Raw genomic sequence first — 25,182 nt, 5'->3', positions numbered from 1 at the left:
AAATCAAAAGATTTCACCGCCAGGGAGGGGAGATCTACGCATGATCTGGCTCATCACAGCTCCGGAGTTTCCTTTGCCGGAAATGCACCGAGATCAGGAAAGGTTAACTACACCGTTCCCTGAATCGAACGGACATTCGATGCCTGAGCATCAGGTAGCTCCTCGTCATCAGGAAGGGCGCACACCACCGTTCCCCGAATCGCCCGGCCAAATGCCGTCTGAACACGAGGTCATCCAATCCGCGTTCGAAGCCGGATTGGAAACCCTCCTGCTCCGTAAACCCGGCTGGAACGAAAGCGACTACGGAAAGTGGCTGGAGCGCCTACCCAGTCAATATCACGCCAAAGTGATCGTGGCTACTTTCCCTTCGCTGGTGGAAACGTTTATGCTGAAAGGCGTTCACCTCAGCGAAGAAGCCCGCGCTAAAACTGCGCCCTACGAAATCCGGAAACTCCGCGAGGCCGGCAAATGGGTCAGCACTTCCATTCATCACGATTCAACGGACATGTCCGGATTCGATTTCGTGCTGATGGGCCCCGTGTTCGACAGTATATCCAAACCCGGCTACAATGCGCGGCCCTACCAGTCGATCCCTCCGAACGCCATCGCCATCGGCGGAATGCATGCAGGGAATGTCGCGGAAGCCCGCGCAAAAGGGTTCTGCGGCGCAGCCGTATTGGGCGCTGCCTGGAAGGAACCCCATCGCATGGGCGAAATAATTTCCACTTTGATAACCGCATGGCCTTCCTCAAAAAATTCAATTCACCCATTTAAACCCCACTCACCATGCCATACGCCATGAGCCTCGCCGGCCTCGACCCCTCGGGAGGAGCAGGCCTCCTCGCCGATATCAAAACCTTCGAAGCCTGGCACCTCCGCGGGCTCGGCGTCTGCACCGCGCTCACCGTTCAAACCGACTCCGAATTCCTCGGTGTAGAATGGATCAGCGCCGATAATATCATCGCACAGGCATTGCCACTCGTGCAGCAATACCCCGTGGATTACTGTAAAATCGGCATCGTTTCGCACCCCGAAACGATCGCGGAAGTAATTGCCGCACTGCGCGCCGTTCGGCCCGGCATCGCATTCGTGCTCGACCCCGTGCTGCGCGCCTCGGCCGGTTATGTTTTCCATAACGCCATTCACGCGCATTGGGCATCCGTACTTCCCTCGCTGACATTGCTCACACCGAACTACGATGAAGCCGTAGCCATGAGCGGCCTTCCCGACGGCGAAACCGGCGCCAAAGCAATGGCTCAACATTGTGCAGTGCTGCTCAAAGGCGGTCATCGGCCCTTGAAACCCGGTGTAGACACCCTCTTTCACCAGGATTCCGCAACAGACTTCGCCCCGGTCGCCAGCAACGCCTTCCCGAAGCACGGCTCCGGTTGCGTGCTCTCTGCCGCCATCACCGCCGCCTTAGCCAGCGGACTACCATTGGAAGCCGCCTGCAGCGCGGGAAAGGATTACACCTACCGCTACCTGGTGAGCAGCCCGGAACTGGTAGGATGGCATGCGCCGGAACGAAAGCATATTAGACAAATTCCCGATTGAAAAATCAGGGGCGTGTTCGTGCTCCGAAAATCGGAGGTCACCATAACACACTTGAAAACAAATGCTGAACAGGGTTTCAAACATTCCGCCCGATTACAAAAACCGAGAAATTCTCCGAAAACATGATGAAGTTGGAACGACTACTTTACATTTCGCAACAAACGGCCACCGCATCGCACGCCGATAATATCCTCGCCGCCTGCGAAGCCGGCTGCCGCTGGATCCAGCTCCGCGTGAAAAACGGCGATGCTTCCGCCGCGGCATTCCAGGCCATGGACATCTGCCGCCAATACGGCGCAACACTCACCATCAACGACCATCCCGACATCGCAAAAGCCGTTGGCGCACATGGCGTCCATGTTGGACTGCAGGATATGCCCGTTGCCGAAGCCCGCGCCATCGCCGGGCCACAGGCCATCATCGGTGGCACCGCCAATACTCCCGAAGATGCGCTCGCTCACGCCGCAGCAGGCGCAGACTACGTCGGTTACGGCCCCTTCCGGTTCACGACCACCAAAGAAAAACTCAGTCCAGTTCTCGGTTTGGCCGGCTACAACAGACTGATGGCCGCCCGGCCCAACGTGCCCATCATCGCCATCGGCGGCATTTTGCTAACAGACATTCCCGCGCTGCTCGACACCGGCGTTTACGGCATCGCCGTATCCGGATTGATCACCCACGCACCGGATAAAAAATCCCTCGTGCAACAAATCCTCGATAGCATATGGACGAACTCATAATCGCCGGCCAGGCCTTCACCAGCCGCCTCTTCACCGGCACCGGAAAATTCGGCGACCTCACCGTCATGGAACAAGCCCTCCTCGCATCGGGCTCCCAACTCGTGACCGTTGCCCTCAAGCGCGTAGACGCCGGCCATCAACCCGACAACCTCCTCGCACACCTCCGTCACCCGCAATTCCGGCTGTTGCCCAACACCTCCGGCGTCCGCAACGCCCGCGAAGCCGTGTACGCCGCCGAACTTGCGCGCGAAGCACTGGAAACCAATTGGTTGAAACTGGAAATCCATCCAGACCCTCGCTACCTCTTGCCCGACCCCATTGAAACCCTCGCCGCTACGGAAGCCCTCGCCGCCAAAGGTTTCATCGTATTGCCATACATCCATGCCGACCCGGTGCTCTGCAAACGCCTGGAATCTGCCGGGGCCGCAGCCGTGATGCCCCTGGGTGCGCCCATCGGCTCGAACAGGGGCCTGCGCACGAAAGATTTCCTCGAAATCATCATCGAACAAAGCAAGGTACCGGTAGTGGTAGACGCGGGCATCGGCGCGCCCAGCCACGCCGCCGCCGCCATGGAGCTAGGGGCAGACGCCGTGCTGGTAAACACCGCCATCGCCGTGGCCGGAAATCCCGTGGCCATGGCCGCCGCTTTCGCAGCGGCAGTTCAGGCGGGAAGGAGCGCCTACCTCGCGGGACTGCCCGTCGCCGGCACCCGCGCACAAGCCAGCAGTCCCGTTCTCGCATTCCTGGATGAAACAGTGGAAAATAACGTAGCCAACTAAACGATGCAAACACATTCTTTCGAAAATATTTTCCGGCAGTACGATTGGGACACCGTTAAAAACGCTATCTACGCCAAAACGCCGGCCGACGTGGAAAACGCCCTGAACAAGCCCCGCCGCGGGCTAGACGATTTCATGGCCCTCGTGTCTCCCGCCGCCGCGCCTTACCTCGAACGCATGGCCGCGCTCAGCATGCAACTCACACAGCAACGCTTCGGCAAAACCATCCAGCTGTACGCACCCGTATACCTTTCCAACGAATGCCAGAACATTTGTACGTACTGCGGTTTCAGCCTGAACAACCCCCTTCGCCGCAAAACCCTCACTGGCGCCGAAATGCTCCGCGAAATAGATGTAGTAAAAGCCATGGGTTTCGGACATGTGTTGCTCGTGACCGGCGAAGCCTGGCAAACCGTGGGCATGGACTATTTCTCACGCGCGCTTCCCGTTTTCAAACAGCATTTCCCGCAGTTATCGATCGAAGTACAGCCGATGGAAGAGGAAGATTACCGTGCGCTGAAACCCCTGGGCCTGCATTCCGTGCTCGTTTACCAGGAAACCTATCACGAAGAAGATTATAAAAAACATCACCCGAAAGGACGGAAATCCAGCTTCGGATGGCGCCTTGAAACACCCGACAGGCTCGGGCGGGCAGGCATCCATAAAATCGGGCTCGGTGTGCTGATCGGGCTGGAAGACTGGCGGACCGACAGTTTCTTCACCGCGCTGCACCTCGATTACCTCCAGCGGACGTACTGGCAAACCCGCTACAGCATTTCGTTCCCGCGGCTGCGGCCCTTTTCTGGCGGGTTGCCGCCAAAATCCATCATGAGCGACCGCCAACTGCTGCAACTCATCTGCGCCTACCGGCTTTTCAACCCTGACGTGGAATTAAGCCTTTCCACCCGCGAAAGCCCCCGCTTCCGCGACCACCTCGTTCCGCTCGGGATCACCACCATGAGCGCCGGCAGCAAAACCAACCCGGGAGGTTATGCGGTAGCACCTTCGTCGTTGGAGCAATTCGAGATTTCGGACGAGCGCAGTCCGGCCGTGGTGGCCGATATGATCAGAAGCCACGGCTACAGCCCTGTCTGGAAGGATTGGGACGACTTTGGGGCGTGAAAAGCGGGGCGGTCGACAATTTTCTTTGACAATCGGTTGGAATTGCTTCGCGGAGGCTAACTTTGCGGTATGGACCAGTCGAGTGGGAAGATTTACACGCTTCAATTCGGGTTGCTTTGCCTGAGCAACCTGCTTTTCTCCGCCAGTTTCAACATGATGATCCCCGAATTGCCGGCCTACCTGACCAGTTTGGGCGGCGCCGACTATAAAGGCTACATCATCGGGCTTTTCACCCTCATGGCCGGTCTGAGCCGGCCTTTCTCCGGAAAACTGACAGACACTATCGGCCGGATCCCTGTGATGGTTTTCGGTTCCGTGGTTTGCGTGATCTGCAGCCTGTTGTACCCGCTGGTGAGCAGTGTGAGCGCTTTCCTGCTGCTGCGCTTCTTCCACGGCTTTTCGACCGGCTTCAAGCCCACCGGCACGTCGGCCTACGTGGCAGACATGGTACCTTTCAACCGCAGGGGCGAGGCCATGGGCATGGTAGGGCTGGCCAGTACGATCGGATTGTCGCTCGGACCTTCCATCGGTGGTTCCATCGCCAACGCCTGGGGCATCGTGACCATGTTCCAGATTTCAGCGGTTTTTGCGTTATTGTCGGTCGTGATCCTCATCGGTATGAAGGAAACGCTGCACAACCGGCAGAGCTTCCGGCCGGCGTTGCTTAAAATTTCCCGTCACGAGATATTCGAACCTGCAGTGATGGCGCCTGTGGTCATTACTTTCCTCACTTATTTCAGTTACGGCGCGTTGCTCACTATCATTCCGGATTTCAGTGCTTTCCTGGGCTTGCAGAATAAGGGGCTTTTCTTCACTTTCTTTACCGCCAGTTCCATCGGCATCCGGCTGCTGGCCGGCAAAACCTCCGATAGGTTTGGCCGCGTCCCCATATTGAAAATCTCGGCCACGCTCATGGCCATTTCCATGGTGGTGATCGGCGTGGCGCATACGCCGGCGGTGCTGTTGACGGGCGCTTTGCTGTATGGGGTTTCGCTGGGATTGAATTCTCCGGCCGTAACGGCCTGGACGATCGATCTGGGGCTGCCCGAGCACAGGGGCCGCGCGCTGGGCAGCATGTACATTGCCCTGGAAGCGGGCATCGGGCTGGGGGCGTTCTTCTCCGCCGAATGGTACGGCAACGATCCTTCGCACTTCTCCAAAGTATTCTACATCATGGCCGGCGTCACTTTCCTCGCCACCATTTACCTGTTTTTCGTCTATCGCAACAAATACGTCCGTTTCGCGCGGAAATCCATCAAATCACACTACCGCAACCGCTAAAACCGGACGGCCGATTCCGAGACCCGCTGGAGCACGAACTTCACTTTGTCTACCACATCACCTTCGCGACCTGCGTCGATTTGCACGGGTATTTGGGCGGGAACGGCCGCCAGACCGAGTTTTTTCAACTGCCCGGGATCTGGCCTTACGATGTAGTTGCCGGGCGGCAGGCCGAGGAAATTGTAGAAACCGTCCTGCTCAGACAGCACCGACGTGAAAACGGTCCCGTCTTCCCGGAGGAAATCCACCCGGATGCGGCCCATGCCGCGGCGCCGGTCGTGGTCCTGGAACAAAACATGCCCCGTCACTTCACCTACCACCACCACGGGCACTTCTACCAGCTTCACCTGGTTAGGTTCGGCCATGACGCTGATGATGGGGTTCCTGATTTTCCAGGAAATATTGTCGAAACTGCTTCTGCCAAGGTCCATCACGTACCGCGCATAGGGCTCCATTTCCATAATGAGCACGGCCGTGTCTTCCAGCCGCGGGATGAGCCTGCCGCCGTTCACGGACATCCGGAGCCCCTGCACGCGTGGTTCCCCGTTATCCCTTTTGCTGTTGCCGTTCAGGTCGAGGAAAGCGCAAAGGAGCAGCCCGCCCGTTCCCACCTGGCTGCGGTTGCTGAAAGCCGTGTAGCCCGTTTTCCCTTCGTGCACGAAACTGCCTCGCATCGACGCCACGCCCGTGGTGGATTTATTGCCTTTTAAAACGGACAGGCCCATCTGCCCGAAAGCAAAATCCCACCGCAATCCCGCCTGGAACAGGCGCACGCCTCCGCGGAAATTCTCTTCGTACGCCACATTGAGATACCCCCGCCTGAAAATGTAACGGCCTACTTCGCAGCGCGCGGAAATGAACTTGCCGTCGGTATAGCCATACTGGACCTGCGGCATCACCAGCAAATTGCCGGGCAGCCGGAGCGACAGGCCGACGTTGCTGTAAATGAAAGGATCGGTATCCCGCACCCAAACGGCATAGTTCGAAACGCTCACGCCCACTTTCCCCACCGCGCCGGAAAGCAGCAGCTCCGTCGTGGAGTAACGGGTATACTCAGAGATAAGCTGGTTGAAAGTGAAGCGCGAAAAAATGGACATGCCTTTCGTGAAGAACGGCTTCGCGACCGAGAGTTTCCTTTCTTCCCGGAAATTGTAAATGATCGCCCGCTGGTCTTTTTTGTAGCGCGTATATTCCGCGTCTATCTGGATATTGGCGGGCAATCGCCACGACAGCAGGCCTTTTCCGCGCACTTCATGCGCGTATTCCCCGCTCAGTAGCAGGTTGTTGGCCAGCCGCACGGAGGTGGTCACGAAGGGGATGGTATTGTTCCCGGGAATGGTGCTTTTGTATTCCACGCCCGCGCCCATCGTTAGGAATTTCGTGACGCCATATCCGCCCTGCGCGCGGGTGAGGAAACTGTGGACGGAATCTTCCACATATCCCGCGCTGGCAGTGTATTCGAATTCGTTCTTGGGAAGGAAGCTGAAGGGGATGCTCACGTTTTCTTCCAGCATCCTTTCCTCGCCCCAGGGCCCGTAAAAACGCAGCCGCACCTGCGAATTCCCGTACACGAGCGGCACCTGGAAGGAATATAATCCATTGGCATCAGCGGTCGTGTAATCCACCAAAGCATTGTTGACGTAAAGCTCCACCGTCCAGCCGGGTTCGGTGACGTTGGAAAGGGTATACGTGCCGAAAGAGCGGCGGTAAGTGGTAGGCGCGTTCGTCACCTGCACGCCGACCACGGGGTCGAACAGCGAGGAAATGGTGGGAATGAAAATTTTGCCCAGCACCACCTGCCGCAGGGCGCGCTGGTCGTTGTCTACGTATCGCCAGCGGTAATATTGTTGCCGGTGGTCGAAGGGCTTGATGATGTTGCTGTTCTTGAAATCGTCGCCCTGTTGCTTTGCGTAGTTATTGTAATTGAGCGAAACGGTGGCTTCACCGCCGGCGACCGTTGCTCCTGCGCGGAGGTTCAGCCAGGTGTCGTTGCCGCCGGGGTCTCGCTGGTTGGTGATGACCGACCAGTCGGCCATTCCGAACCGGAACAGGGGCCACGACCGTTTGATGACCGTATCCGCTTTCAGCTCGCCCCGCAACTGCCGCATGTTTTCGCGCATTTGTTGGCGCTTCAGCTCCCTGACGGCCGGCAGCTCCACTGTGGCGTTCATGTGAACGGAAAGGTTACGGAAATTGAATTTCGAGGGAAGGCCGAACACGGAACCGAAAAACTCCAGCCTTAAATAAAAACCGGTTTCGGAGCGGATCACGTCGTATTGATGCAGGAGGAAATGTTTGTCCTGGTAGTGGATCCGCTGGCCGGTCATATCGATAATGTAAGGATTGTTTTCTGCAACGAAATATCCCATCAGCGAATCCCTCATCGAAGAATAACTGTGTTTGACCTTGAGAAAATCGAATACGTCGGCAACGGAAAGGTAGGCGGTGTCTTCGTTCACCAGTGCCGGCACTTCTATCCCCCCGATCCCCTGTACCACGAGGTAAACGGACGTTTCGTACAGCACGGGAGGGTCGTCTTTCCCCTTATCCCTTGCCACGGCCGGCGATGCGAGCCATATCGGAAGCAGGAGCCCCAGGCACCGGAGCGCCCTCAGCAGCAAAACGATATGAAGGCATCCGGTCATTCCTGGATAAAGGTTAATTGAAACGTTCCGCTGTAGGCGCCTACCGGGTTGGCCGACGGGCTGCCCACGGTGAGGATGCCGCCTACCCGCACGAGGTTCCTCGTTGGCGGCTGCGCCGTTGTGATGAATTGATCGCCGGTACTGAGCGTGCCGATCCGCATCGTCATGGTACCACCGTTACTGCCCGTGAGAATGGCGTCTGGCCCGCGCATCACCTGGATGAGCGTTCCCTGGTTCGCCAGCACTTCGAAAATGGCCGGGGAAAACGGGTATCCCAGGTTAGCGCCCACGATACTGCCCATGATCACCCGCGACCCGTCTGGGTTGATGGTGACCGTTCCGCCGCTCGTACCGAGGAAGAACGCGCCGAAGATGAGCCCCTGCCCGGGGTCTACATGCACGGAAATGGGCCGGGGCGGCGGCTCCTGTGCCCGCGCATCCGCCATCATGGCCAGTTGGGCCACCATGATCACGATCGCGGTAAACAATTGCCGTATGTTGCCGATTGCCCTTTTCATGCCGGTCATTTATTGATCATTACTTTTCTGTTCTCCGTTTTTTCGCTGGTCCTGAAACTGACGACGTACATCCCGCCGCTGTACCCGCTGCCCAACGCGTGGCGGCCTGCGCCGGAAAGCTCTTTCCGGTAAAGCTCCTGGCCCAGCATGTTCGTAACGGTAACGGTACAACGGTCTCCCGGTGCATGGGAGAAATATCCGAACAGCTGTCCGCCGGAAACATAAGCATAATATGCGCCTTCCGGCTCGCTCGTCCCCACGGCACCTCGCGGCGCGAACACCAGGTAAAAACGTTCTTTATGGTCGCCCGAAGGCAGATCGAGCCGGTACTGCGTGCCGGGTACCAACTGCAGACTTCGTTTCATGGCCGAATCGTAGAGATAGATGTTCCTGCCGGCCGGCATCCGCTCCAGGTTGTCGACGCGGAAAGTGATCATACCGCTTCGCTCGGTAACGAGCCGCAGCGCGATCACGTCTGCCGTGTCGATGAACACGGGCCAGGATTTCACGGAAACTTCCCGCTTGTCTGCCATCTGCACGAACAGGTTGGGCACACGCTTGTCGGTATTGTAAATCTTGAGCGCATCCTGTTCTTTGTCGAACCCGCGAACGCCGGCCGTATCGAAATACAGGACGGCTGGGTCAGACGGCTGCCCTTCGTCGGCAAAGCCGGCCGACAGCCGCAGCAACGGTGCGTTTTTCGGGTATTTCCGATGGAAAACGGGCGTCAGGTTATTGATCCTCACCGCGTTGGTGGTGCCCAACGTCCCAATCACCGGATAAGTTCCGTCGCTGACGTGCACGAAGAAGCCCTGCATGGCGGGGATCACATTGTTCGCCACCCCATCGCTGGAAATCCCGTTGATGAACGAACTATACGTTCCGCCGTATTGATCGGTGGCGCTGGCATTGAAATAATACACCGCATCGTCGATATTGGTTTTGGTCCACCCTGCCGCCGCATTCCAGTCGATAGGCGAGGGGTAGGGATTACCAGCGAGCTGGAACCCTTTGGTATAAGGCTGGTTATTGTTCTGCAGCGCGAGGCTCACTGCCCCGTTGTTCACCGTTCCCGCCACATCGATCGTAACGGGCGAGGCCGACGTTCCGAGATTGGCGGTATACCCGCGCATCGGCACCAGGGGCGATGCTGCTGTGGTATAGGCCGTCCAGCCGGAAGAAGTTTTGTTCTCATCGTACCGGTACAGCAAGGGGAACGTGGAAGCAAGGTTCACTTCGTCGGCCAGTTCATTGACGGTAGCAGCCTGGAAGGGCGATGCGAGATATTTGTACCCGAAGCCGGTGGGCACATACCGGAGCATGGTAACGGTGCCGTTCACCTGTCCGCCGCCCGAACCGTCGATGAGCGCCGTTCTGGCCGCGGTGGAACCGAGCGTGAGGAAGCTGCCGGCCGAAAGTTGCCCGGTCGTGATTTTCAAGATACCGTTGACGAGGAGCGTCCCGCCGAGGGAAACGCCCGCGGCATTATTGACCGTCAGGTTCCGGATTTCGTTGCCGGCGAATATGCCTGCCGGGATGGATTGCGCCGCTGCCCCGTTCAACTCGATGCTGCCGTCGTTCACGGTGAATGTTCCTGAAGAAGTGATCGCGCCGCTGATCCGCAGCAGCCCGGTGCTCACGGTCACGGACGCGCCGGTTTGAATGGACAGATCGTTCGCGGTGGCGGTGCCGGTGGTAACGTTCGGATAATTGGGCCTGCCGGTGGGGATTACGACATTGCTCGTTTGCAAGGGCACAACTCCGCCCGTCCAGTTGCCGGTGGTGTACCAGTTGGTGCTGAGATCGCCCGACCAGTTGATGCTGGCGATCAGTTCCGCCACGGCCATCGTTCCCAAAGCGCCGATTCCAGACACGGCGATAGACGTGGTGGTGGCCGAGTTAACCACGGGTAAGGTACGTGTTGCGCCGGCCACGTTCGCTACCCGCAGGTTCGCTGCATTCACGCCCGCATCCACATCGGCGGCGTTCCAGTTCAGGGTAGCGGCTACCGATGTGAACACGGTGCCTGCGTTCGTATAAACCCAATACCGGTTCACGCTCTTCGCTGCGTCCATGCCGGACAGGTTCAGATCCGGCAGGTCTGCGCCCACCGTTTTGGCGGTTACCGTTCCTGCGGTTCCCACGCTGGCGAAAGTGAGCGTTGCGGGGGCGTAACGGAGACTGTCGCCCACTTCGAACGTGCGCGCTACGCCGGTGCCGGTGGGTACCGGTTTCCGCAGATTACCGAAAACCCATCCCGTGGCCTGGGCGGCGCCGGTAACGTTGCTGCCCGTGGGCATAATAACGGTCATGTCTCCCGTCCGGATGTTCCTGGCCAGGAAATTCAGCGTTCCGTTCACCGTGACGTCGGTCGCCAATTGCACGAACCCGGCCGCTTTATTCACCGTGAAATGATTGAATGGCGCGATGGTAGACACCTGTTGCGTTCCGGTGCCGGCAAAAACCATGGTAGACCCGGTATTGGTGAACGTTCCTCCCGACATGGTCCAGTTGCCGGCGATAGTATCTGCGAATGCCCCGGGAATGAAGGTGCCGGCCGTCAGCGTAAAATCGTTCATGATATGGAGGACGGCGGAAGCAGTTTTGTTACCGGCAGCGGAAATCACGAGGTTGCCGTATTCGGTGGCGGAAGATAACGCCTGTGTACTGCCCGCGTACTCCACGGTACTGAGCGTGTCTACGCTGTAATCCGTAAACGCCGGCAGCGAGTTGGTGCCGCGGATAATGAGGCGGCCGCCGTCTTCCAGCGTCATCAATCCCGCGTTTTCCGTAATGGTATTGGCGCCGATGTCGAAAATCCCTTGCGACACATCCATCGCCACAACGCCCGTCAACGGTTTGCCGAGGGTGACGATGCCGCCGGGGTCTTTCAGGATCGTGAAATAAGCCAGGTCGAAAGACGCGAGGGAAGCGCTGGTGATGGTACCCGTGAGGGGGCCGGTCATGGTCAGCGTACCGGGCTCACCGTCGTAGGTGCCGTTATTGGTAAAGTTATGGCTGACGTTGTAGTCCGATTCGGCCGAAATGGTGCCGGTGATGACGAGGTCGTAAAAAGTGGTGCCGTGCGAACCGGACAAATTGCCTTGTCCGGAGATGGAAGTCAGGTTGAAGGTGGACGTTCCGCCGTTGAGGGTGCCGTTGCTTTCGAGGTCTTCGCCCACAGTGAAGGTATAGGTGCCCGCATTGAATATGGCGCCGTTGGCGATGAGGAAGCTGCCCGTCATGCCCCAATTGGCAGACGGCGTTACGCCGCCGGAATTCGAGATAACGACGTTGTTCATCGATGTGGGCGATCCGGTTACGCTGGTAGCGCCCGTACCGCCGAAAACCACGGTGCCGGTGCTGGAGAACCCGGTGCCGGATAATTGAATGGTACGCGGCACGGCAGGCAGGAAATTGATGGTGCCGCCGCTGGTCACGGTGCCATTGTTGGTAAAGCTGCCGTAAATGTTGTGCGTGCCGCCGCCCGAATTCCAGGTGGCGCCGCTGGAAATGTTGAAGGCGACGAATACGTCCCACCCCACGCTCGCAGTCACGCCGGCCGTGTTGTTGATATTGAGCGTTGCGTAGGAGGGCCGGCTGGTGGAATTGAGGACCGGCGCTACGTTGCCGTTAAAATTGATGATACCCGTGGAACTGGAAGTAACGGCATTGATGAACCGGATCGTTTGCAATTGGGTGCCGGAGAACGTGGTGGTACCGTTGCTGACGAGCGATCCGCTGTTGGTGAGGTCTCCGTTCACGATGGCCGTTCCGCCGCCGGCGTCGTAGGAGCCGGTGGCAGTGATGTTAAGCAATCCGTTATAGGTGATATCACCTCCCGCCACGGTATAACTGCCGTACACGGTTACGCGGTTGAAAACATTGCTCCCCGAAATGGTTTTGCCGGCGCCGTTCAGGGTCAGCGTGCTGGTACCGGGTGTTAAGGTGCCGCCGTTGATCCAGTTCCCGGAAAGGTTGATGGTATATATACTCCCGGCCAGGGTGGCCCCGCTGTTGATAGTCAGGTTCCCGCCCACGGAAATGGTATTCAGCAACGTCTTGGCCGCGCCGCCCCCATTGCTGAACAGCAGGTTCCCGTATGTGATGTTCCCCGCCACGCTTTGCGCCACGGCTCCATCGTACATTACGGAGCTCGCGGCATTCAGCGCGTAAGTAGAAAATCCGGACGGGAAATTATTCGCACCGCCGGCATTCAGCGTGGTACCGCTGGCCATGGTCATCGACCCGCCTGCGGCGGTCCGGTTGGCGGTGAACGTTCCGAGCGCGAGCCCGCCGCTCGTTATGGAAAGATTTCCGCCCAGGCTGATATTTCCCGCCAACGTCGCAACGCCGGAAGATTTATTGACGGTAAGATTGTTGAAGGCCGTCGCCGAAATATCTTGCGGATTGGCGCCGGTGAGCACTACCGTTCCCGAGCCGGGCACAAACGTCCCGGCGTTGCTCCAGTTGCCGGAAGCCGTGATGGTGGCGGTGCTTCCCTGTACAGTGGCGCCCGTGGCGATCGTTACGTTTTGCGCCGTAATGTTGGACCCGTTCAAATTGAACTCCCCGGAATTGACCGCCAGGTCGCCGGCAAGTGTGGCCGGTGCCGCGAGCAACGCCGTGCCCGCAGGCTTCTGTATCGTGAGATGGTTGTAATTCAATCCCGCCACCGTCTGCGTGGCTGCGCCGTTGTAAGTGGTCGTTCCGCTTCCCGCCGTAAACGTTCCGCCGGTATACGTGTAACTTCCCCCGATCGAGAAATTGGCGCTTCCGGTAACATTCACCGCCGCATCGCCGGCCTGCGTAACGCCGCCCGTCACTGCCAGGTTGCCGTTGCCGATATTCATGTTGATGGAATGCCCGGCCGTACCGTCAGACAGCTGAAGATCGCCGTTCACGGTTACGTTCTGGTTCCCCGCATTGATGGTGTGAATCGCGTTGAGCGTCCAGACGCCGGCGATGTTGCCGCTGGTGGTCAAGGATCCGCCCGTCATATTGATGGTAGCCGCTTTTATGCTGCCGAAGTAAAGCCCCTGTACGTTTACCGCCGCCGAAATCACCGGCTGGTTCACGAAATTGGTGTCGCCCACTACCGCGATATCGTTCGGGCCGGGCGGCAATGTCGGCGAGCCTTGCACCACCGACCAGTTGCCCGCTGTATGCCAATCGCTGCTGATCTTTCCGTTCCACCGGGCGATGTTCACAGAGCCGGAAAGCGTGTAACGGCCGTTCAGCGTCAGCAGGCTGGTCTGTTCCACGTAATTGCTCGTGGTGCTGTTGCTGCTTTTTCCCAATGCCGCCCAGGTGCCGGCGGTATTCCGCCAGAGGCCCAGCCCCGCTTCGGGGTTGCCATTCAGCTCATCGTCTTCGTAATGCAGCCGCATGGTCACCAGCGAAACATTGAGCAGCCCTTCGGAAGTGACGGTGTATTCCCGGTTGATGCTCGCACCGGCGGGGAAGTCGGATACCGTGGTGCGGCGGACGGTTACGGTGATAGACGAAAGGGAATTGAGGCCGGTCAGGGTGATGAGGTTGTTCGGGCTTTCGAAGGCGTAGGCCGTTCCGATCGTGAAACTATGTTGCCGCTTGATGGAGCCGAGGATGATACCGGAATTGTTGCGGGTTGTGGTGATCGTGACCGTGTTGGCGCCGGTATTCATCCAGCCGCTGGTCATGTTCAGCGTTGCCACGGTGGTGTTGCTCAGGAGGTTGACGGCCGTGGTGGCCGCGGCTTTGTTGACGGTGAGGATGTTGAACGTATTGTTGCCGCTCACATCTGCGGGCTGCGTCCCGTTCAGGGAAACGGTGCCGCTGCCGGCGGTGAAAGTCCCGAGGTTCGACCAGTTCCCGAAAACCGTGTGCGTATTGGTGCCGCTGCTGAAAGTGCTGCCGGCGAGGATGCTGAGGTTCCCGTTGGCGGTGGTGGCGCCAAGCGCCGTCTTCGTTCCTCCGCCGCCGAGCGTCAGGTGATGGTACGTGCCGGCCCGTACATTCTGTGCGCCTGTGCCGTTATAAATTACGGTATTGGGGATGTTGGTCGTCACGTCCACCGTTCCCGCCGTTACCGTGTAAGCGCCGGCCACGCCTAGCACCGCGTTGGAGTTCATGGTGAAAGATGTGCCGTTTACCGTGGCGTTGAAAAGATTCGCCGTGCCGCGCAAACTGCTCGTGGCCGCGAAAGTGACCGTTCCTGCCGTGGCCGTAAATGTTCCGCTCACGTCCAGCGCGGTGTTGACGGTAAAGGAGATAGCGGTGGAAATGGTACCCGATGGAGAAAGGCTCCCGAATACGATGGTGCCCGTTCCCGCGATGGATTTCGACGCGCCCGACATGATGACGTTCCCGCCCGTTCCCGTGAACGTCCCGTTCACCGTCAAATTGCTTCTCACTTCTATGGTGGCGGCGCTGCTGACGGAGCCCGTCACCGCAAGATTGTCGAAAATAAAGTTGGCACCTATGATCGATTTGCCGGTGCCCGACATGGTGAAAGTGCCGCCGGTAGCATGCGTGAACGCGCCTGGCTCCACGCTCGTCAAATCCCCCGAAACATTCACCGCCGCCTCGGCCCCGGCAGTAATGCCCGTTGCCGCGATGGTGAGGTTGAAATAATTATGCGTGCCAGCTCCGCCGATCACACTGCCTGCACCTGCCATCCGGATGGTACTGGTGCCGCCCGTCAGCACACCGGTTACGGTTAAATTCCCGGAAAAATTATGGGTGAAACTCCCGCCATTAAAAGTGGTACCCGTTCCGATACTCACGCTTCCATTCACCGTAATGGCCGATGCTGCGGTAAAACTCACCGAAGTGGCCGTGCCCTGTGTGCTGCTGAGACTCCCCTCCACCGTGAAAGCCGTGCCCGGCATCGTTTTGACCGCCGCGCCGGAATTGCCCGTCAACGATAGGTTGCCATACGTTTGGGCCGACACGGTTTGCGCGCCGCCGTAATATTCCACGGTGCTCGTAATCCGCAGATCGTTCGCCGCGAAACCCGTAGGATAATTCGATGTTCCCGATAGCCGGAACGTCGCGCCGTTGAACACCAGCAGGCTTCCACCGGCTACGGTCGTTCCGCGGTTGGCGGTAAAAGTGGACAGGTCCAGCGTACCCGATTGCACCTCGATGCGCCCCGCCGCCGAAGTGGTGGCGTTCAGCGTATTGAGGTTGCCCGCCAGCGTTTTGACGGTGGATGCACCGCTGATCCGTAATGTAGAGTAGGTAAGGTTATTCCTGACGGTCTGCGCGCGCGTGGTGGCGCTGTAGGCAACTACCGAACCTGCAGCCAGGGTAGTGGTGCCGGTATTCGCATAATTCCCCGCATATGTGGCCGCGGTAACATTCAGGATGCCGGTAGCGTCTACCGTCAGCGTGCCGCTACCAGACACCACCGGGGGCGTGGCCTCCACGGGCGTGAAAGTCCCGCTGACCGTCAAGGCAACATTCACCGCGATGTTCGACTGCAGGGTGACCGTGCTGCCCGCGTTGATACTCAGTCTCCGGAAAGTAGGGGTAACCGTGGCGCTGATGGTTTGCGCCGTTCCGGCGAAATTGACGCGGGAAGACGTGGATGTTCCCGTATACGATCCCCCGTTCGTCCAGTTGCCTTTTACCGTAAGCGTAACGCCGCGGTGCGACACCGATCCGCCTGAATTGATCGTCAGGTTTCCGTTTACCGTCAATGCTTTGGCGATCGTCAGGAGCGGTACGTTCGTGGCGCCGATCGTGAGGTTTTTCGTGGCGGCGCTCGCACTGATGTATGGGTCCCACAGGCCGGTGAAGCTCGCATCCCCGATCACTGCATCTACAGTGGCGCTGGGCACGCCGTTCGTCCAGTTCGCGGCGTTCGACCAGCTGGTGCTGACCGTTCCTTTCCAGCTGGTGGTTTGCGCCTGGGCAATACGCGGCCAGGCCATTCCGGCCATAAATACGATCGCTAAAATTACTGTATTGTAAACGGTTTTCATTCCATGGAGTTAATTGCCGGCAGGCGTGCCGCACAGCCGTTGATACTATCGCAGGGGAAGCGCCGCCCGCGCCAGCGGCGGATCCGTGGTTTCTTCCGGTCCATAACTTATCTCCAACCGGCCTTTCGTATAATCGGGCCCTTTTTTGAGCGGCAACAGGATGCTCCGCCGCTCGTTCGGCGTATACACCGCCACGCCTTTCACGAGGCCGGCGCTGCTGCGCTTCCCGTCAGGACTGATATGTTCCACCCGGATGTCGCCATACACGGAAATGTTCCCGCTTCTTTTGAACGTGACTTTCAGTTTCGCGGTGTCGCCCTTCCCGATCACACCCAGGCTGTCGATAGATACATCCGCGTGCTGGTCGCCGTTCCGGACGATGACGGGGATGGAAATACCGAATACCGGCGTCAGTTTGATGGAAATCCCTTCCGGATCGGCCGGCGGGTCTTCCGGCTCACCGAGGGCGGGCTGGTTGGGCTCTGCGCGTAAATAGAGATGAGAACGGTATTCGCCGTTGTCCAGTTCGCTGGTGTTGTACAATTGCAGTTTTACCACCTGCGCTTCGCGGGGCGGCAATACAACGCTGCGGGGGAAAAAGCGGATGAATGGGCTGGCGAAACGCTGTCCCGTATCGGCACTGGTGATATGCTCGAAAGTTCCGTTATCCTTCATGCGGATTTCGATCAGTGAAATAAGGTACCGAGCCGTATCGTCTCCGGTATTGGCGAGGTTCACTTCCTGTACTTTCTTTTTACCGTCGAATACGATGCGCATCGGGGTGATCAGGAGGTTGCCCTGGGCCCGGAGCGCGGCGGGGAGCATACAAATGCAGGAAAACAGGCCTGCGAAAAATAAGCGCATAGCGTTTTGGTGATTGTTGGTGGACATTCATTCCCGGGTTTAGAAAATGCAAGGCCTTGACCGGCGATAGGCGGCCACAGGTTTTTCAAAGACGGTTCGGTTCTGTTACAATAGGCTGGCTGTTACGGGAAAGGATCAATCATAATTCACCGTTACGGCGAAAGGAGTTGCGGAAACATAAGTACCGGGCGCTTGCGCGGCGGTCACGTTCAGCGTGGCGCCAACGGTGAGCGTTTCCGATCCGCCGGTCAGTGTTCCCTGGCCGGAAGGGGAGCTGGTAAAGGCCGTCACGGTCATCGTGTTGCCGCCGGTATTGGTAATGGTAACCGCTGCGGTAGGGAGTGTGATGCTGTAGGTGTAGCCATCCACGCCCGATACGGTAAAAGATGCGGCGGCTACGTTACCTGTGGTGGTGGGGAGGGTCACTCCGCCGGTGGTACTCCGCACGCCTGCCGGCGTCATCACCACCGTTCCACCGGTAGACGACTGCACTGCCACGTTCCCGAAATTCATGTCGATATCTTTCGAGATCGCGATCGGCGCAACGATCGTAGCTGTTACCGTGGCGGTAGCCGATTCCTGCGCGCGGGACGGCAGGGAAAGGACCGCAACAGCTGAAATAGTGAATAAAAGCGTGGACGTTTTCATATTTCCAGTTTTTCGGTTAATACATGAGGGTAACAGTAAAGGGAAATAACCAATCAGTCGTTTTCAAAGAATAGTTGAACTTATTTTCACTAACAATCGTTTCCGGGGAAAGGTTGCATATGCAAAATATGCGCTTTCCCCGGGCTAAAGAACCCTCAATCTGCGGGCCAATTTGCAGGATGGAGGCGGCAGGGCGCCGGCGGGGAGATGGGATAACGGTCAGAACAGCCATGGCAAAATAAGCCAGCCAATCATATAACAAACAAAACTAAATTGATAAAATAAATATACACACTGCGGGGGTTATCAAATCATATGTGCGGCGATGTGTGTAAAAGGGGAAACATTATTCCCCGAAAATCCCTCTTTCGAAACGGATTTTCCCTAAAAAAATCTGGGCGATGGAAGCGCCTTTCACTTTGGCGGTGGATGCGCGCGGCCCCTGGAACAACGAATCCACGGTACCATGCCAAAGCCCCACCCATCGCTCGAAATGCGGCTGGTCTACCGGCAGTGTACGGTGCTTGGCGTAGGGCGCGCCGAAATATTCCTTTTCCCCGAGCAACTGCGTGCCCCAGAATTTATACATGGTTTCCAGGTGCGCGGGCCAGGCATCCGGAGCGATCCGCTGGTTGAAAATCGGCCCCAGCACTTCATCCAGACGGATCTTGTCGTAAAAGCCGTTTACCAGCAGCTTGATATCGTCTATGCTTCTGATGTCTTCCATATCGCAAAGTTCGGTCAACACGGGAAATTAATCGATGACGAAGGTCAATCCCGATGCCGGATAAACCCGATCTCGTCCCGCGCATCATCTTCCCACTGGATCATTTCTTCGAGGAACTTACCGATGAAACGGTTGAGCGCCTCTGGCTCAAGCTCTTCTGGTTCAAGGGTTTCGATCGTTTCGTTGCGGGGTTTCTCTTCCGTCATCCCGTCGATGAACGGGAAGCTGATCCACACCACGATCTGGCCGTTGCGGGTTTGGGAAAACGATAAAAAGCCACCGATTTTCATCTTCTGTACCACGCTGAACGGCGATTGCTCTACGATGCCGCTGGGCTCGTGATCGAACAGGAGGTACACTGCTTCCAGGCCCTGCATCATTTCGTTAGCACCGGTTTTCCATTTGAGGGGAAAGCGGGCCGTTATTTCGTTCAGGTACTGGATGAGGAACGGCTTTGCCTTTTGCTGCCAGGCGGCGCGGCGTTCTTTCACTTTTTCCAGCACGGCGGCGTAATCCCGGGTGAGTTTTTCGAGTTTGTCCATGAGTTCGGGTTTTGAAAAAAGAGGCTGCATCGCCGGAGCGTCTGCAGCCTCATTGGATATACTTTCGCGCGCGCGGCTTACAGTTTTTCGTATAGCTTGCGCAGGCGGTCGCGGGTCATTTGTGTTTGCCAGTCTTTACCCAGTGCGTTTTCCCAAAGCGGCGCCAGGCCCATGGATACGTCGATCATCGTGTCGAAATCGGCGTCGCTGAGGCCTTTGGTGATGTGCTGCGGGATTTCCACCTGGTGTTTGTCTACCATCTGCTTGAATTCCTTCACACCGGCGGGATAGAATTCCTCCAGTTTGTCGAACACGATGCAGTTGCCCACGCCGTGTTTGGTGCCGAGGAGGTAGCTGAGGCCGTAGCTCACTGCGTGCGCCACGCCTACCTGCGAGTATGCGATGCTCATGCCGCCAGCGTAGGAGGCCATCATGAGTTTTTCGTCGGAGTCTTCGTCCCAGCGGTCTTTCTTCAGGTAAATTTCCTGGCAGAGCTCCAGGGCCTTTTCACCGTAAGAACGGCTGAAAGCGTTGAGGAACGTGCCTTCCAGGGATTCGATGCAATGGATGTAGCAATCCATGGCGGTATAGAAGCGCTGGTTCACCGGTGCGTTGTGGATGAGCGCGGGGTCGAGCACGATCTGGTCGAACGGTGTGTAGTCGGAATTCATGCCCAGTTTGCGGGTAGGCCCGGTGAGCACGGTGGTCCGGCTCACTTCGGCGCCGGTGCCGGACAGTGTGGGGATGCCTACTTTATAAACTGCGGGCTGTTTCACGAGGTCCCAACCCTGGTAATCGGCCGAAGAGCCGGGGTTGGTCATCATGAGGGCCACGGCTTTGGCCATGTCCATGGTAGAACCGCCACCGATGCCGATGATGCCGCTCACTTCGCCGAACTCGGCCTTCAGCTCGTCGCGCAGGCGGTCTACGTAAGTGGTTTTCGGCTCATGGGTCACGTCTATGAACACGACCTTGTCCTTCCCCCGCAAGGGGATGCGGGAAAGGAAAGGCTCGTTGCCTTCGAAGAAATGGTCCACAAAAAATATCATCGGCGCATCGCCTTTGCGGCGCGGCGCAATGATCTCGTCGAGCTGGCTGAACGCACCTCGTCCGAAAATGACGTATCCTACCAGTTTAAAATTTCTGAATTTCATGTTATATCCCGGATTTTTTGTGTTTACGGTTGGTCCAGCAGGCGGGAAGCTCTTTCCAGGTCTTCCGGCGTATCGATTTCCACGCCCATATAGTCGGTTACGACCATCTTCAGGGGGATTCCCATTTCAAGATATCGCAAACATTCTACTTTTTCGGCGGCTTCGAGCGGCGTCATAGGCGTTTGCGTGAACCGGAGCAGCGCCTGGCGGCGGAAGGCATAAATGCCGATATGCTCGTAGTACACGGTAGGCACGTTTTTGTCGCGCGGGTAGGGGATCACGGAGCGGGAGAACATGAGCGAGTTGAAATCCTTGTCTACCGCAACTTTCACGAAGTTGGGGTCTTCAATGTCTTTCCAGTCTTTCAGTTCCTGCATGAGCGATGCTACCTGCACTTTTTTTCCTGCTTCCCCTTCAAAAACCTGCAGGAGTTTTTCCAGCGGTTCTTTCCGGGTGAAAGGCGTATCGCCCTGAACATTCACCACAATTTCCACGTCGTCCATATCTTCCACGGCTTCGGCGATGCGGTCAGACCCGCTTTCGTGCTCGCGCTTGCTCATAATGGCCTTTCCGCCGTTGCGGGTGATCTCTTCGAAAATGACTTCGCTGTCGGTCACCACCATTACTTCGTCGAACACGCCGGTGTCGCGGGTAGACTCGTATGTCCGCCAGATGACGGTTTTACCTGCCAGCACTGCCATCATTTTGCCGGGAAACCGGCTGGCGGCGTAGCGCGCCGGGATCAATGCGATTTTCTTCATGACGGGAATTTGTGATTACAGTACGCTTTTCACGGCAGTCGCCAGTTTTTCGGCACGTTCGCGCACTTCCGCGTCAGTCCATGCGAGGCTGATGGGGAACGAGATGCAGCGGCCGATGATGGCGTCGGAAGCGGGGAATTGTTTGGTTTGATAAGCGGCGAGGTCTTTCGCGAGTTGTTCGGGGAACTTCGACAGCGTAGCGCCCGATTGCAGGTGATGCCACTTGCGGAAGTAATGCCAGTTATTGTCGAACCAGTGGAACGCGGGCAGGCCGGCGGCTTTCATGGCCTTTGCGGCTGCGCGTGCGGTATCCAGGTCGGGGAGGAAGAAGGAAAGATGGGTGCAGCTGTCGCCCGAGGGGTCGGGTATCCGGCGGAATTCCACCTGCGGAACGGCTGCCAGTGCTTCTTTCACGATTTCGTAATTGTTGCGCAGGATCGCGAGGAATTTATCCAGCTTGCGGATCTGTGCAAGGCCTACGGCAGCGTGCAGTTCGGAGATACGGAAGTTGAAGCCCAGGTGCGGATGGTCGTCTGCACCACGGTCTGCCCCGCCGAGATGGTCGTGGCCATGGTCGGAGTAAGCGTCTGCTTTCGTATATACGTCTTTATCGTTGGTGATGATCGCCCCGCCTTCTGCGCAGGTGATCGTTTTCACGAAGTCGAAGGAGAAAGTGCCGGCGTGGCCGATGGAACCGAGGGCCTGACCTTTGTAGGTGGCACCGGTAGACTGGCAGGCGTCTTCCAGCAAAATGAGGTTATGCTCGCGGCAGATCTCCATCAGCGCATCCATATCGGCCATGGAGCCGCACATATGAACGGGCATCACGCATTTGGTGCGCGGGGTGATGGCAGCGCGAACGGCGGCGGGGGCCAGCGTCAGCGTATCGTCCACATCCACCAGCACGGGCGTTGCGCCTACAGACAACACCGCTTCGAAGCTGGCCACAAAAGTAAAGGTGGGCATGATGATCTCGTCTCCCGCGCCAATGCCCAAAGCGGCCATGGCGGTCGTGAGCGCGGTAGTACCGCTCGATGTCAGCTGCGCGTATTGCACGTTAAAACGCTCGCAAAGCGCCTGCTCCAGTTCTTTCGCTTTATAGATCCCTTTGCGGGGACCGTCGAATCCGTAACGCATGTAAATTCCTGTCTCGAGGACGTCGTTCACTTCCTTTTTTTCTTCGGCGCCAAATAGTTCAAATCCGGGCATAATGCAAAATTTTTGTAGTGGTGCAAAGGTAGAACAATCCCGGAATGGAATTTCGATAAAAACCGTTAAACTTTTCGGGCATGAGATATAATGGAATTGAATTATTTATATATGAATATCAATGTCTTATATAGATTTTTAATCCGGAAACCGCGGAAACCCGCCACAAAAAAGCCGGAACCTCCCGGCCCCGCAGCGGGGGATTTGCTTATTTTCATGCCATCAATAACCATCACATGCGAAAACTCCTTCTTTCCACCGCTATTTTTATTTCCGCCATCGCTTCCGCGTCCGCACAAGACCCGGCCGAAACCCGCATCCGGCAAGTCATGCAAACCCAGCTCGAAGCCTGGAACCGTGGCGATATCGTAGCGTTTATGGACACCTACTGGAAATCCGATTCGCTGCTGTTCATCGGCAGCAAAGGCCTGACGTACGGATGGCAGGCTACGCTCGACAATTACAAAAAAGCCTATCCCGGCAAGGAAGGCATGGGCCAGCTGGCCTTCAAACTGCTCGAATTCAAAAAACTGGGGAACGATGCTTATTTTGTAGTAGGCAAGTGGCAGCTCACGCGCACCATCGGTAATCTCGACGGGCATTTTTCCATCCTGCTCCGCCGCATCAACGGCGAATGGAAGATCGTGGCAGACCACTCCAGCTAAACCCGGAACCATGAAAAGAAAACTGCTACTGCTCCCCGCACTGCTGGCTGCACTGGCCGGCCGCGCCCAATCCGAAGCCGACATCCTCATCCGCAATGCGCGCATCGCAGACGGTACCGGCAATTCCTGGTATTACGGCGAAGTGTCGGTGAAAAACGGGCGCATCCTCGCCGTGACGCGACTCCCGCAAACCCTCCGCGCCGCAAAGGTCATAGACGCCGGCGGGCGCATCGTGGCCCCGGGGTTCATCGATGTGCATACCCATATCGAAGACGATGAATTCAAAGTGCCCACGGCCGAAAGCTTCCTTATGGACGGCGTTACGACCGTCATCACCGGGAATTGCGGCTCCTCCAATACCGACCTCGCGCATTACTTTCATCAGCTCGACAGTATGACCATTTCCATCAACGTGGCATCTTTGATCGGGCATAACGATGTGCGGCGCGCCGTGATGGGCAGCACCAACCGCCCGCCCACAGCGGAAGAGCAGCGAAAAATGGAATCCCTCGTCGAAAAGGCGATGCAGGACGGCGCGGTAGGCCTCAGCACAGGGTTAATTTATGTGCCCGGCAACTACGCGCAAACGCCCGAAGTAGTAGGCCTCGCCAAAGCCGTCGCGAAATACGGCGGCGTCTACGCCACGCACATGCGCAACGAAGGCGATGCCGTGGAAGCCGCCATCAACGAGGCGCTCACCATCGGCCGGGAGGCCAATATCCCCGTCGAGATTTCGCATTTCAAGATCGGCGGGAAACAAAACTGGGGCCGCTCCACCGTCACATTAGGCATGATCGAAAAAGCGCGGCGCGATGGATTGGAAGTCACCATCGACCAATATCCCTACACCGCCAGCAGCACCAGTCTCAAAACGATGCTGCCCGACTGGGCGCTTTCCGGCGGGCACGATTCCGTCGTGTATCGCCTCACCACGCCCGATATCCGGAAAAAGATCGTAGGGGAGATGACGGGCATCTATAAAAAACGCCGCCTCAAAAACCTGGACTACGCCGTAGTGGCTTATTTCGAGGCAGACACGACGCTCAACGGGAAGAACATTTCCGAAATCAATAAGTTAAAAAGGAAGAAAAGCACGCTGACAAACGAAGTGGAAACCATCCTCGACCTGGTGCAACAGGGCAGCGCGGGCATGGTATTTCACGGGATGAGCGAGGAAGACGTGAAGCGGATCATGAAATATCCTTTCAACATGTTCGCGTCAGACGCGAGCATCCGCGAATTCGGCGTGGGCGTACCGCACCCACGGGGCTACGGAACCAATGCACGCGTGCTGGGCAAATACGTGCGGGAAGAAAAAGTGCTGGGGCTGGAGGAAGCCATCCGCCGGATGACGTCGCTGCCGGCGCAGAAATTCAGACTGTCGCAACGGGGCCTGCTCGTACCGGGTTACGCGGCAGACATCGTGATTTTCGACCCCGCCACCGTCAAAGACCTGTCTACCTTCACACATCCCCACCAATATTCCACCGGTTTCAGCCATGTGATCGTAAACGGGGTACTGACGATCGAGAACGGGCAGCACAACGGTACCCGCAAGGGGCAGGTGGTGCGCCTGGGCCGGTAAAGATCAGTCTACACGGTCTTCGGGCCCGAGAGACATCATGAAGCTGCTGATGAGCGACAGTACCACGCTGAACAGGAGCGCCCACCAGAAGTTGTCTACCTTGAAGCCTTTCACCAGGCTGCTGGCCCACAGCACGATCAGCGCGTTGATCACGAGCAGGAAAAGGCCGAGGGTCACCACGGTCACGGGTAGGGTGAGGATGACGAGGATAGGCTTTACGATCAGGTTGAGCAAACCCAGCACGATGGCAAGCAGCAGGGCCGTCGTAAAATCCTGGAGCTTGACGCCCGGTAAAAGGTACGCGGTCAACAGTGCGGCGAGCGCCGTCACGAGGATCCGGATAAGAATTCCTAACATTGGATAAATTGTTAGTGCTTTTACAAAATACACAAAAAGCACGCGGAATGTTTAGCCGCTG

The 25,182-nt window shown here is 57.5% G+C and carries 19 protein-coding genes; 8 read left to right on the top strand and 11 right to left on the bottom strand.

Going from position 1 to position 25,182, the window contains the following annotated elements; all coding sequences use genetic code 11:
* The first annotated feature begins 139 nt into the window (after positions 1-139).
* The 6 genes from WJU22_RS04970 to WJU22_RS04945 all read left to right on the top strand — a co-directional run bounded on the left by WJU22_RS04970 (position 140) and on the right by WJU22_RS04945 (position 5,476).
* Positions 140-802, top strand: coding sequence for a thiamine phosphate synthase (locus WJU22_RS04970; protein ID WP_341842159.1), 663 nt, complete (start codon positions 140-142; stop codon positions 800-802).
* Positions 787-1,554, top strand: coding sequence for a hydroxymethylpyrimidine/phosphomethylpyrimidine kinase (locus WJU22_RS04965; RefSeq protein ID WP_341842158.1), 768 nt, complete (start codon positions 787-789; stop codon positions 1,552-1,554). The genes WJU22_RS04970 and WJU22_RS04965 overlap by 16 nt, the downstream gene beginning before the upstream one ends.
* Before the next feature lie 125 nt (positions 1,555-1,679).
* A complete protein-coding gene (locus WJU22_RS04960; RefSeq protein WP_423738234.1) occupies positions 1,680-2,294 on the top strand; it encodes a thiamine phosphate synthase in 615 nt (204 codons plus the stop codon).
* Positions 2,279-3,073 (top strand): thiazole synthase, encoded by a 795-nt coding sequence (locus WJU22_RS04955; protein ID WP_341842156.1) that lies wholly within the window; start codon positions 2,279-2,281, stop codon positions 3,071-3,073. The genes WJU22_RS04960 and WJU22_RS04955 overlap by 16 nt, the downstream gene beginning before the upstream one ends.
* Positions 3,074-3,076: 3 nt before the next feature.
* Positions 3,077-4,195: a 2-iminoacetate synthase ThiH gene (thiH, locus tag WJU22_RS04950; RefSeq protein WP_341842155.1), complete on the top strand. Its 1,119-nt coding sequence runs from the start codon at positions 3,077-3,079 to the stop codon at positions 4,193-4,195.
* Positions 4,196-4,264: 69 nt separating this feature from the next.
* Complete coding sequence (locus WJU22_RS04945) at positions 4,265-5,476, top strand: MFS transporter (protein WP_341842154.1); 1,212 nt, start codon at positions 4,265-4,267, stop codon at positions 5,474-5,476.
* On the opposite strand, the gene WJU22_RS04940 is transcribed toward WJU22_RS04945, so the two are convergent.
* The 10 genes from WJU22_RS04940 to WJU22_RS04895 form a co-directional block, all read right to left on the bottom strand.
* Positions 5,473-8,121, bottom strand: coding sequence for a hypothetical protein (locus tag WJU22_RS04940; RefSeq protein WP_341842153.1), 2,649 nt, complete (start codon positions 8,119-8,121; stop codon positions 5,473-5,475). The two genes, WJU22_RS04945 and WJU22_RS04940, sit on opposite strands and share 4 nt — an antisense overlap.
* Positions 8,118-8,639: a DUF4402 domain-containing protein gene (locus tag WJU22_RS04935; protein WP_341842152.1), complete on the bottom strand. Its 522-nt coding sequence runs from the start codon at positions 8,637-8,639 to the stop codon at positions 8,118-8,120. The genes WJU22_RS04940 and WJU22_RS04935 overlap by 4 nt, the downstream gene beginning before the upstream one ends.
* Positions 8,640-8,644: 5 nt before the next feature.
* Positions 8,645-16,609, bottom strand: coding sequence for a hypothetical protein (locus WJU22_RS04930; RefSeq protein WP_341842151.1), 7,965 nt, complete (start codon positions 16,607-16,609; stop codon positions 8,645-8,647).
* Positions 16,610-16,654: 45 nt separating this feature from the next.
* The gene (locus tag WJU22_RS04925) at positions 16,655-17,473 is read right to left on the bottom strand and encodes a hypothetical protein (RefSeq protein ID WP_341842150.1); all 819 of its coding nucleotides are present in this window, start codon (positions 17,471-17,473) and stop codon (positions 16,655-16,657) included.
* Positions 17,474-17,608: 135 nt separating this feature from the next.
* Positions 17,609-18,121 carry a DUF4402 domain-containing protein gene (locus WJU22_RS04920; protein WP_341842149.1) on the bottom strand — a complete coding sequence of 171 codons (513 nt, stop codon included), beginning with the start codon at positions 18,119-18,121 and terminating at the stop codon, positions 17,609-17,611.
* 346 nt (positions 18,122-18,467) lie between these two features.
* Positions 18,468-18,848 carry a group III truncated hemoglobin gene (locus tag WJU22_RS04915; protein WP_341842148.1) on the bottom strand — a complete coding sequence of 127 codons (381 nt, stop codon included), beginning with the start codon at positions 18,846-18,848 and terminating at the stop codon, positions 18,468-18,470.
* 44 nt (positions 18,849-18,892) lie between these two features.
* Entirely contained in the window at positions 18,893-19,390 is a 498-nt protein-coding gene (locus WJU22_RS04910; protein ID WP_341842147.1) for a hypothetical protein, read from the bottom strand.
* Positions 19,391-19,467: 77 nt separating this feature from the next.
* The gene (locus tag WJU22_RS04905; protein ID WP_341842146.1) at positions 19,468-20,544 is read right to left on the bottom strand and encodes an iron-containing alcohol dehydrogenase family protein; all 1,077 of its coding nucleotides are present in this window, start codon (positions 20,542-20,544) and stop codon (positions 19,468-19,470) included.
* Positions 20,545-20,567: 23 nt separating this feature from the next.
* The gene (gene kdsB, locus WJU22_RS04900) at positions 20,568-21,305 is read right to left on the bottom strand and encodes a 3-deoxy-manno-octulosonate cytidylyltransferase (RefSeq protein ID WP_341842145.1); all 738 of its coding nucleotides are present in this window, start codon (positions 21,303-21,305) and stop codon (positions 20,568-20,570) included.
* A gap of 15 nt (positions 21,306-21,320) precedes the next feature.
* Positions 21,321-22,514 (bottom strand): DegT/DnrJ/EryC1/StrS family aminotransferase, encoded by a 1,194-nt coding sequence (locus WJU22_RS04895; protein ID WP_341842144.1) that lies wholly within the window; start codon positions 22,512-22,514, stop codon positions 21,321-21,323.
* Positions 22,515-22,750: 236 nt separating this feature from the next.
* Here WJU22_RS04895 and WJU22_RS04890 point away from each other — a divergent pair, with 236 nt between their 5' ends.
* Complete coding sequence (locus WJU22_RS04890; protein ID WP_341842143.1) at positions 22,751-23,179, top strand: nuclear transport factor 2 family protein; 429 nt, start codon at positions 22,751-22,753, stop codon at positions 23,177-23,179.
* Between the two features lie 10 nt (positions 23,180-23,189).
* On the top strand, positions 23,190-24,764 hold the full coding sequence (locus WJU22_RS04885) for a D-aminoacylase (protein WP_341842142.1): 1,575 nt from the start codon (positions 23,190-23,192) through the stop codon (positions 24,762-24,764).
* 3 nt (positions 24,765-24,767) lie between these two features.
* On the opposite strand, the gene WJU22_RS04880 is transcribed toward WJU22_RS04885, so the two are convergent.
* The gene (locus WJU22_RS04880; protein WP_126249236.1) at positions 24,768-25,121 is read right to left on the bottom strand and encodes a phage holin family protein; all 354 of its coding nucleotides are present in this window, start codon (positions 25,119-25,121) and stop codon (positions 24,768-24,770) included.
* Positions 25,122-25,182 lie beyond the last annotated feature (61 nt).

The sequence above is a fragment of the Chitinophaga caseinilytica genome (genome assembly GCF_038396765.1).
In the GTDB taxonomy this organism is placed as follows: Bacteria; Bacteroidota; Bacteroidia; order Chitinophagales; family Chitinophagaceae; genus Chitinophaga; species Chitinophaga caseinilytica.
This window is presented reverse-complemented; position numbering and strand designations above follow the sequence as displayed.

Coding starts and splice junctions, on each gene's coding strand:
- WJU22_RS04910 (WP_341842147.1), bottom strand. CDS start 19,390: ATGGACAAACTCGAAAAACTCACCCGGGATTACGCCGCCGTGCTGGAA.
- WJU22_RS04905 (WP_341842146.1), bottom strand. CDS start 20,544: ATGAAATTCAGAAATTTTAAACTGGTAGGATACGTCATTTTCGGACGA.
- WJU22_RS04935 (WP_341842152.1), bottom strand. CDS start 8,639: ATGAAAAGGGCAATCGGCAACATACGGCAATTGTTTACCGCGATCGTG.
- WJU22_RS04930 (WP_341842151.1), bottom strand. CDS start 16,609: ATGAAAACCGTTTACAATACAGTAATTTTAGCGATCGTATTTATGGCC.
- WJU22_RS04920 (WP_341842149.1), bottom strand. CDS start 18,121: ATGAAAACGTCCACGCTTTTATTCACTATTTCAGCTGTTGCGGTCCTT.
- WJU22_RS04940 (WP_341842153.1), bottom strand. CDS start 8,121: ATGACCGGATGCCTTCATATCGTTTTGCTGCTGAGGGCGCTCCGGTGC.
- kdsB (WP_341842145.1), bottom strand. CDS start 21,305: ATGAAGAAAATCGCATTGATCCCGGCGCGCTACGCCGCCAGCCGGTTT.
- WJU22_RS04880 (WP_126249236.1), bottom strand. CDS start 25,121: ATGTTAGGAATTCTTATCCGGATCCTCGTGACGGCGCTCGCCGCACTG.
- WJU22_RS04945 (WP_341842154.1), top strand. CDS start 4,265: ATGGACCAGTCGAGTGGGAAGATTTACACGCTTCAATTCGGGTTGCTT.
- WJU22_RS04955 (WP_341842156.1), top strand. CDS start 2,279: ATGGACGAACTCATAATCGCCGGCCAGGCCTTCACCAGCCGCCTCTTC.
- WJU22_RS04915 (WP_341842148.1), bottom strand. CDS start 18,848: ATGGAAGACATCAGAAGCATAGACGATATCAAGCTGCTGGTAAACGGC.
- WJU22_RS04925 (WP_341842150.1), bottom strand. CDS start 17,473: ATGCGCTTATTTTTCGCAGGCCTGTTTTCCTGCATTTGTATGCTCCCC.
- WJU22_RS04960 (WP_423738234.1), top strand. CDS start 1,680: ATGAAGTTGGAACGACTACTTTACATTTCGCAACAAACGGCCACCGCA.
- WJU22_RS04970 (WP_341842159.1), top strand. CDS start 140: ATGCCTGAGCATCAGGTAGCTCCTCGTCATCAGGAAGGGCGCACACCA.
- WJU22_RS04895 (WP_341842144.1), bottom strand. CDS start 22,514: ATGCCCGGATTTGAACTATTTGGCGCCGAAGAAAAAAAGGAAGTGAAC.
- WJU22_RS04890 (WP_341842143.1), top strand. CDS start 22,751: ATGCGAAAACTCCTTCTTTCCACCGCTATTTTTATTTCCGCCATCGCT.
- thiH (WP_341842155.1), top strand. CDS start 3,077: ATGCAAACACATTCTTTCGAAAATATTTTCCGGCAGTACGATTGGGAC.
- WJU22_RS04885 (WP_341842142.1), top strand. CDS start 23,190: ATGAAAAGAAAACTGCTACTGCTCCCCGCACTGCTGGCTGCACTGGCC.
- WJU22_RS04965 (WP_341842158.1), top strand. CDS start 787: ATGCCATACGCCATGAGCCTCGCCGGCCTCGACCCCTCGGGAGGAGCA.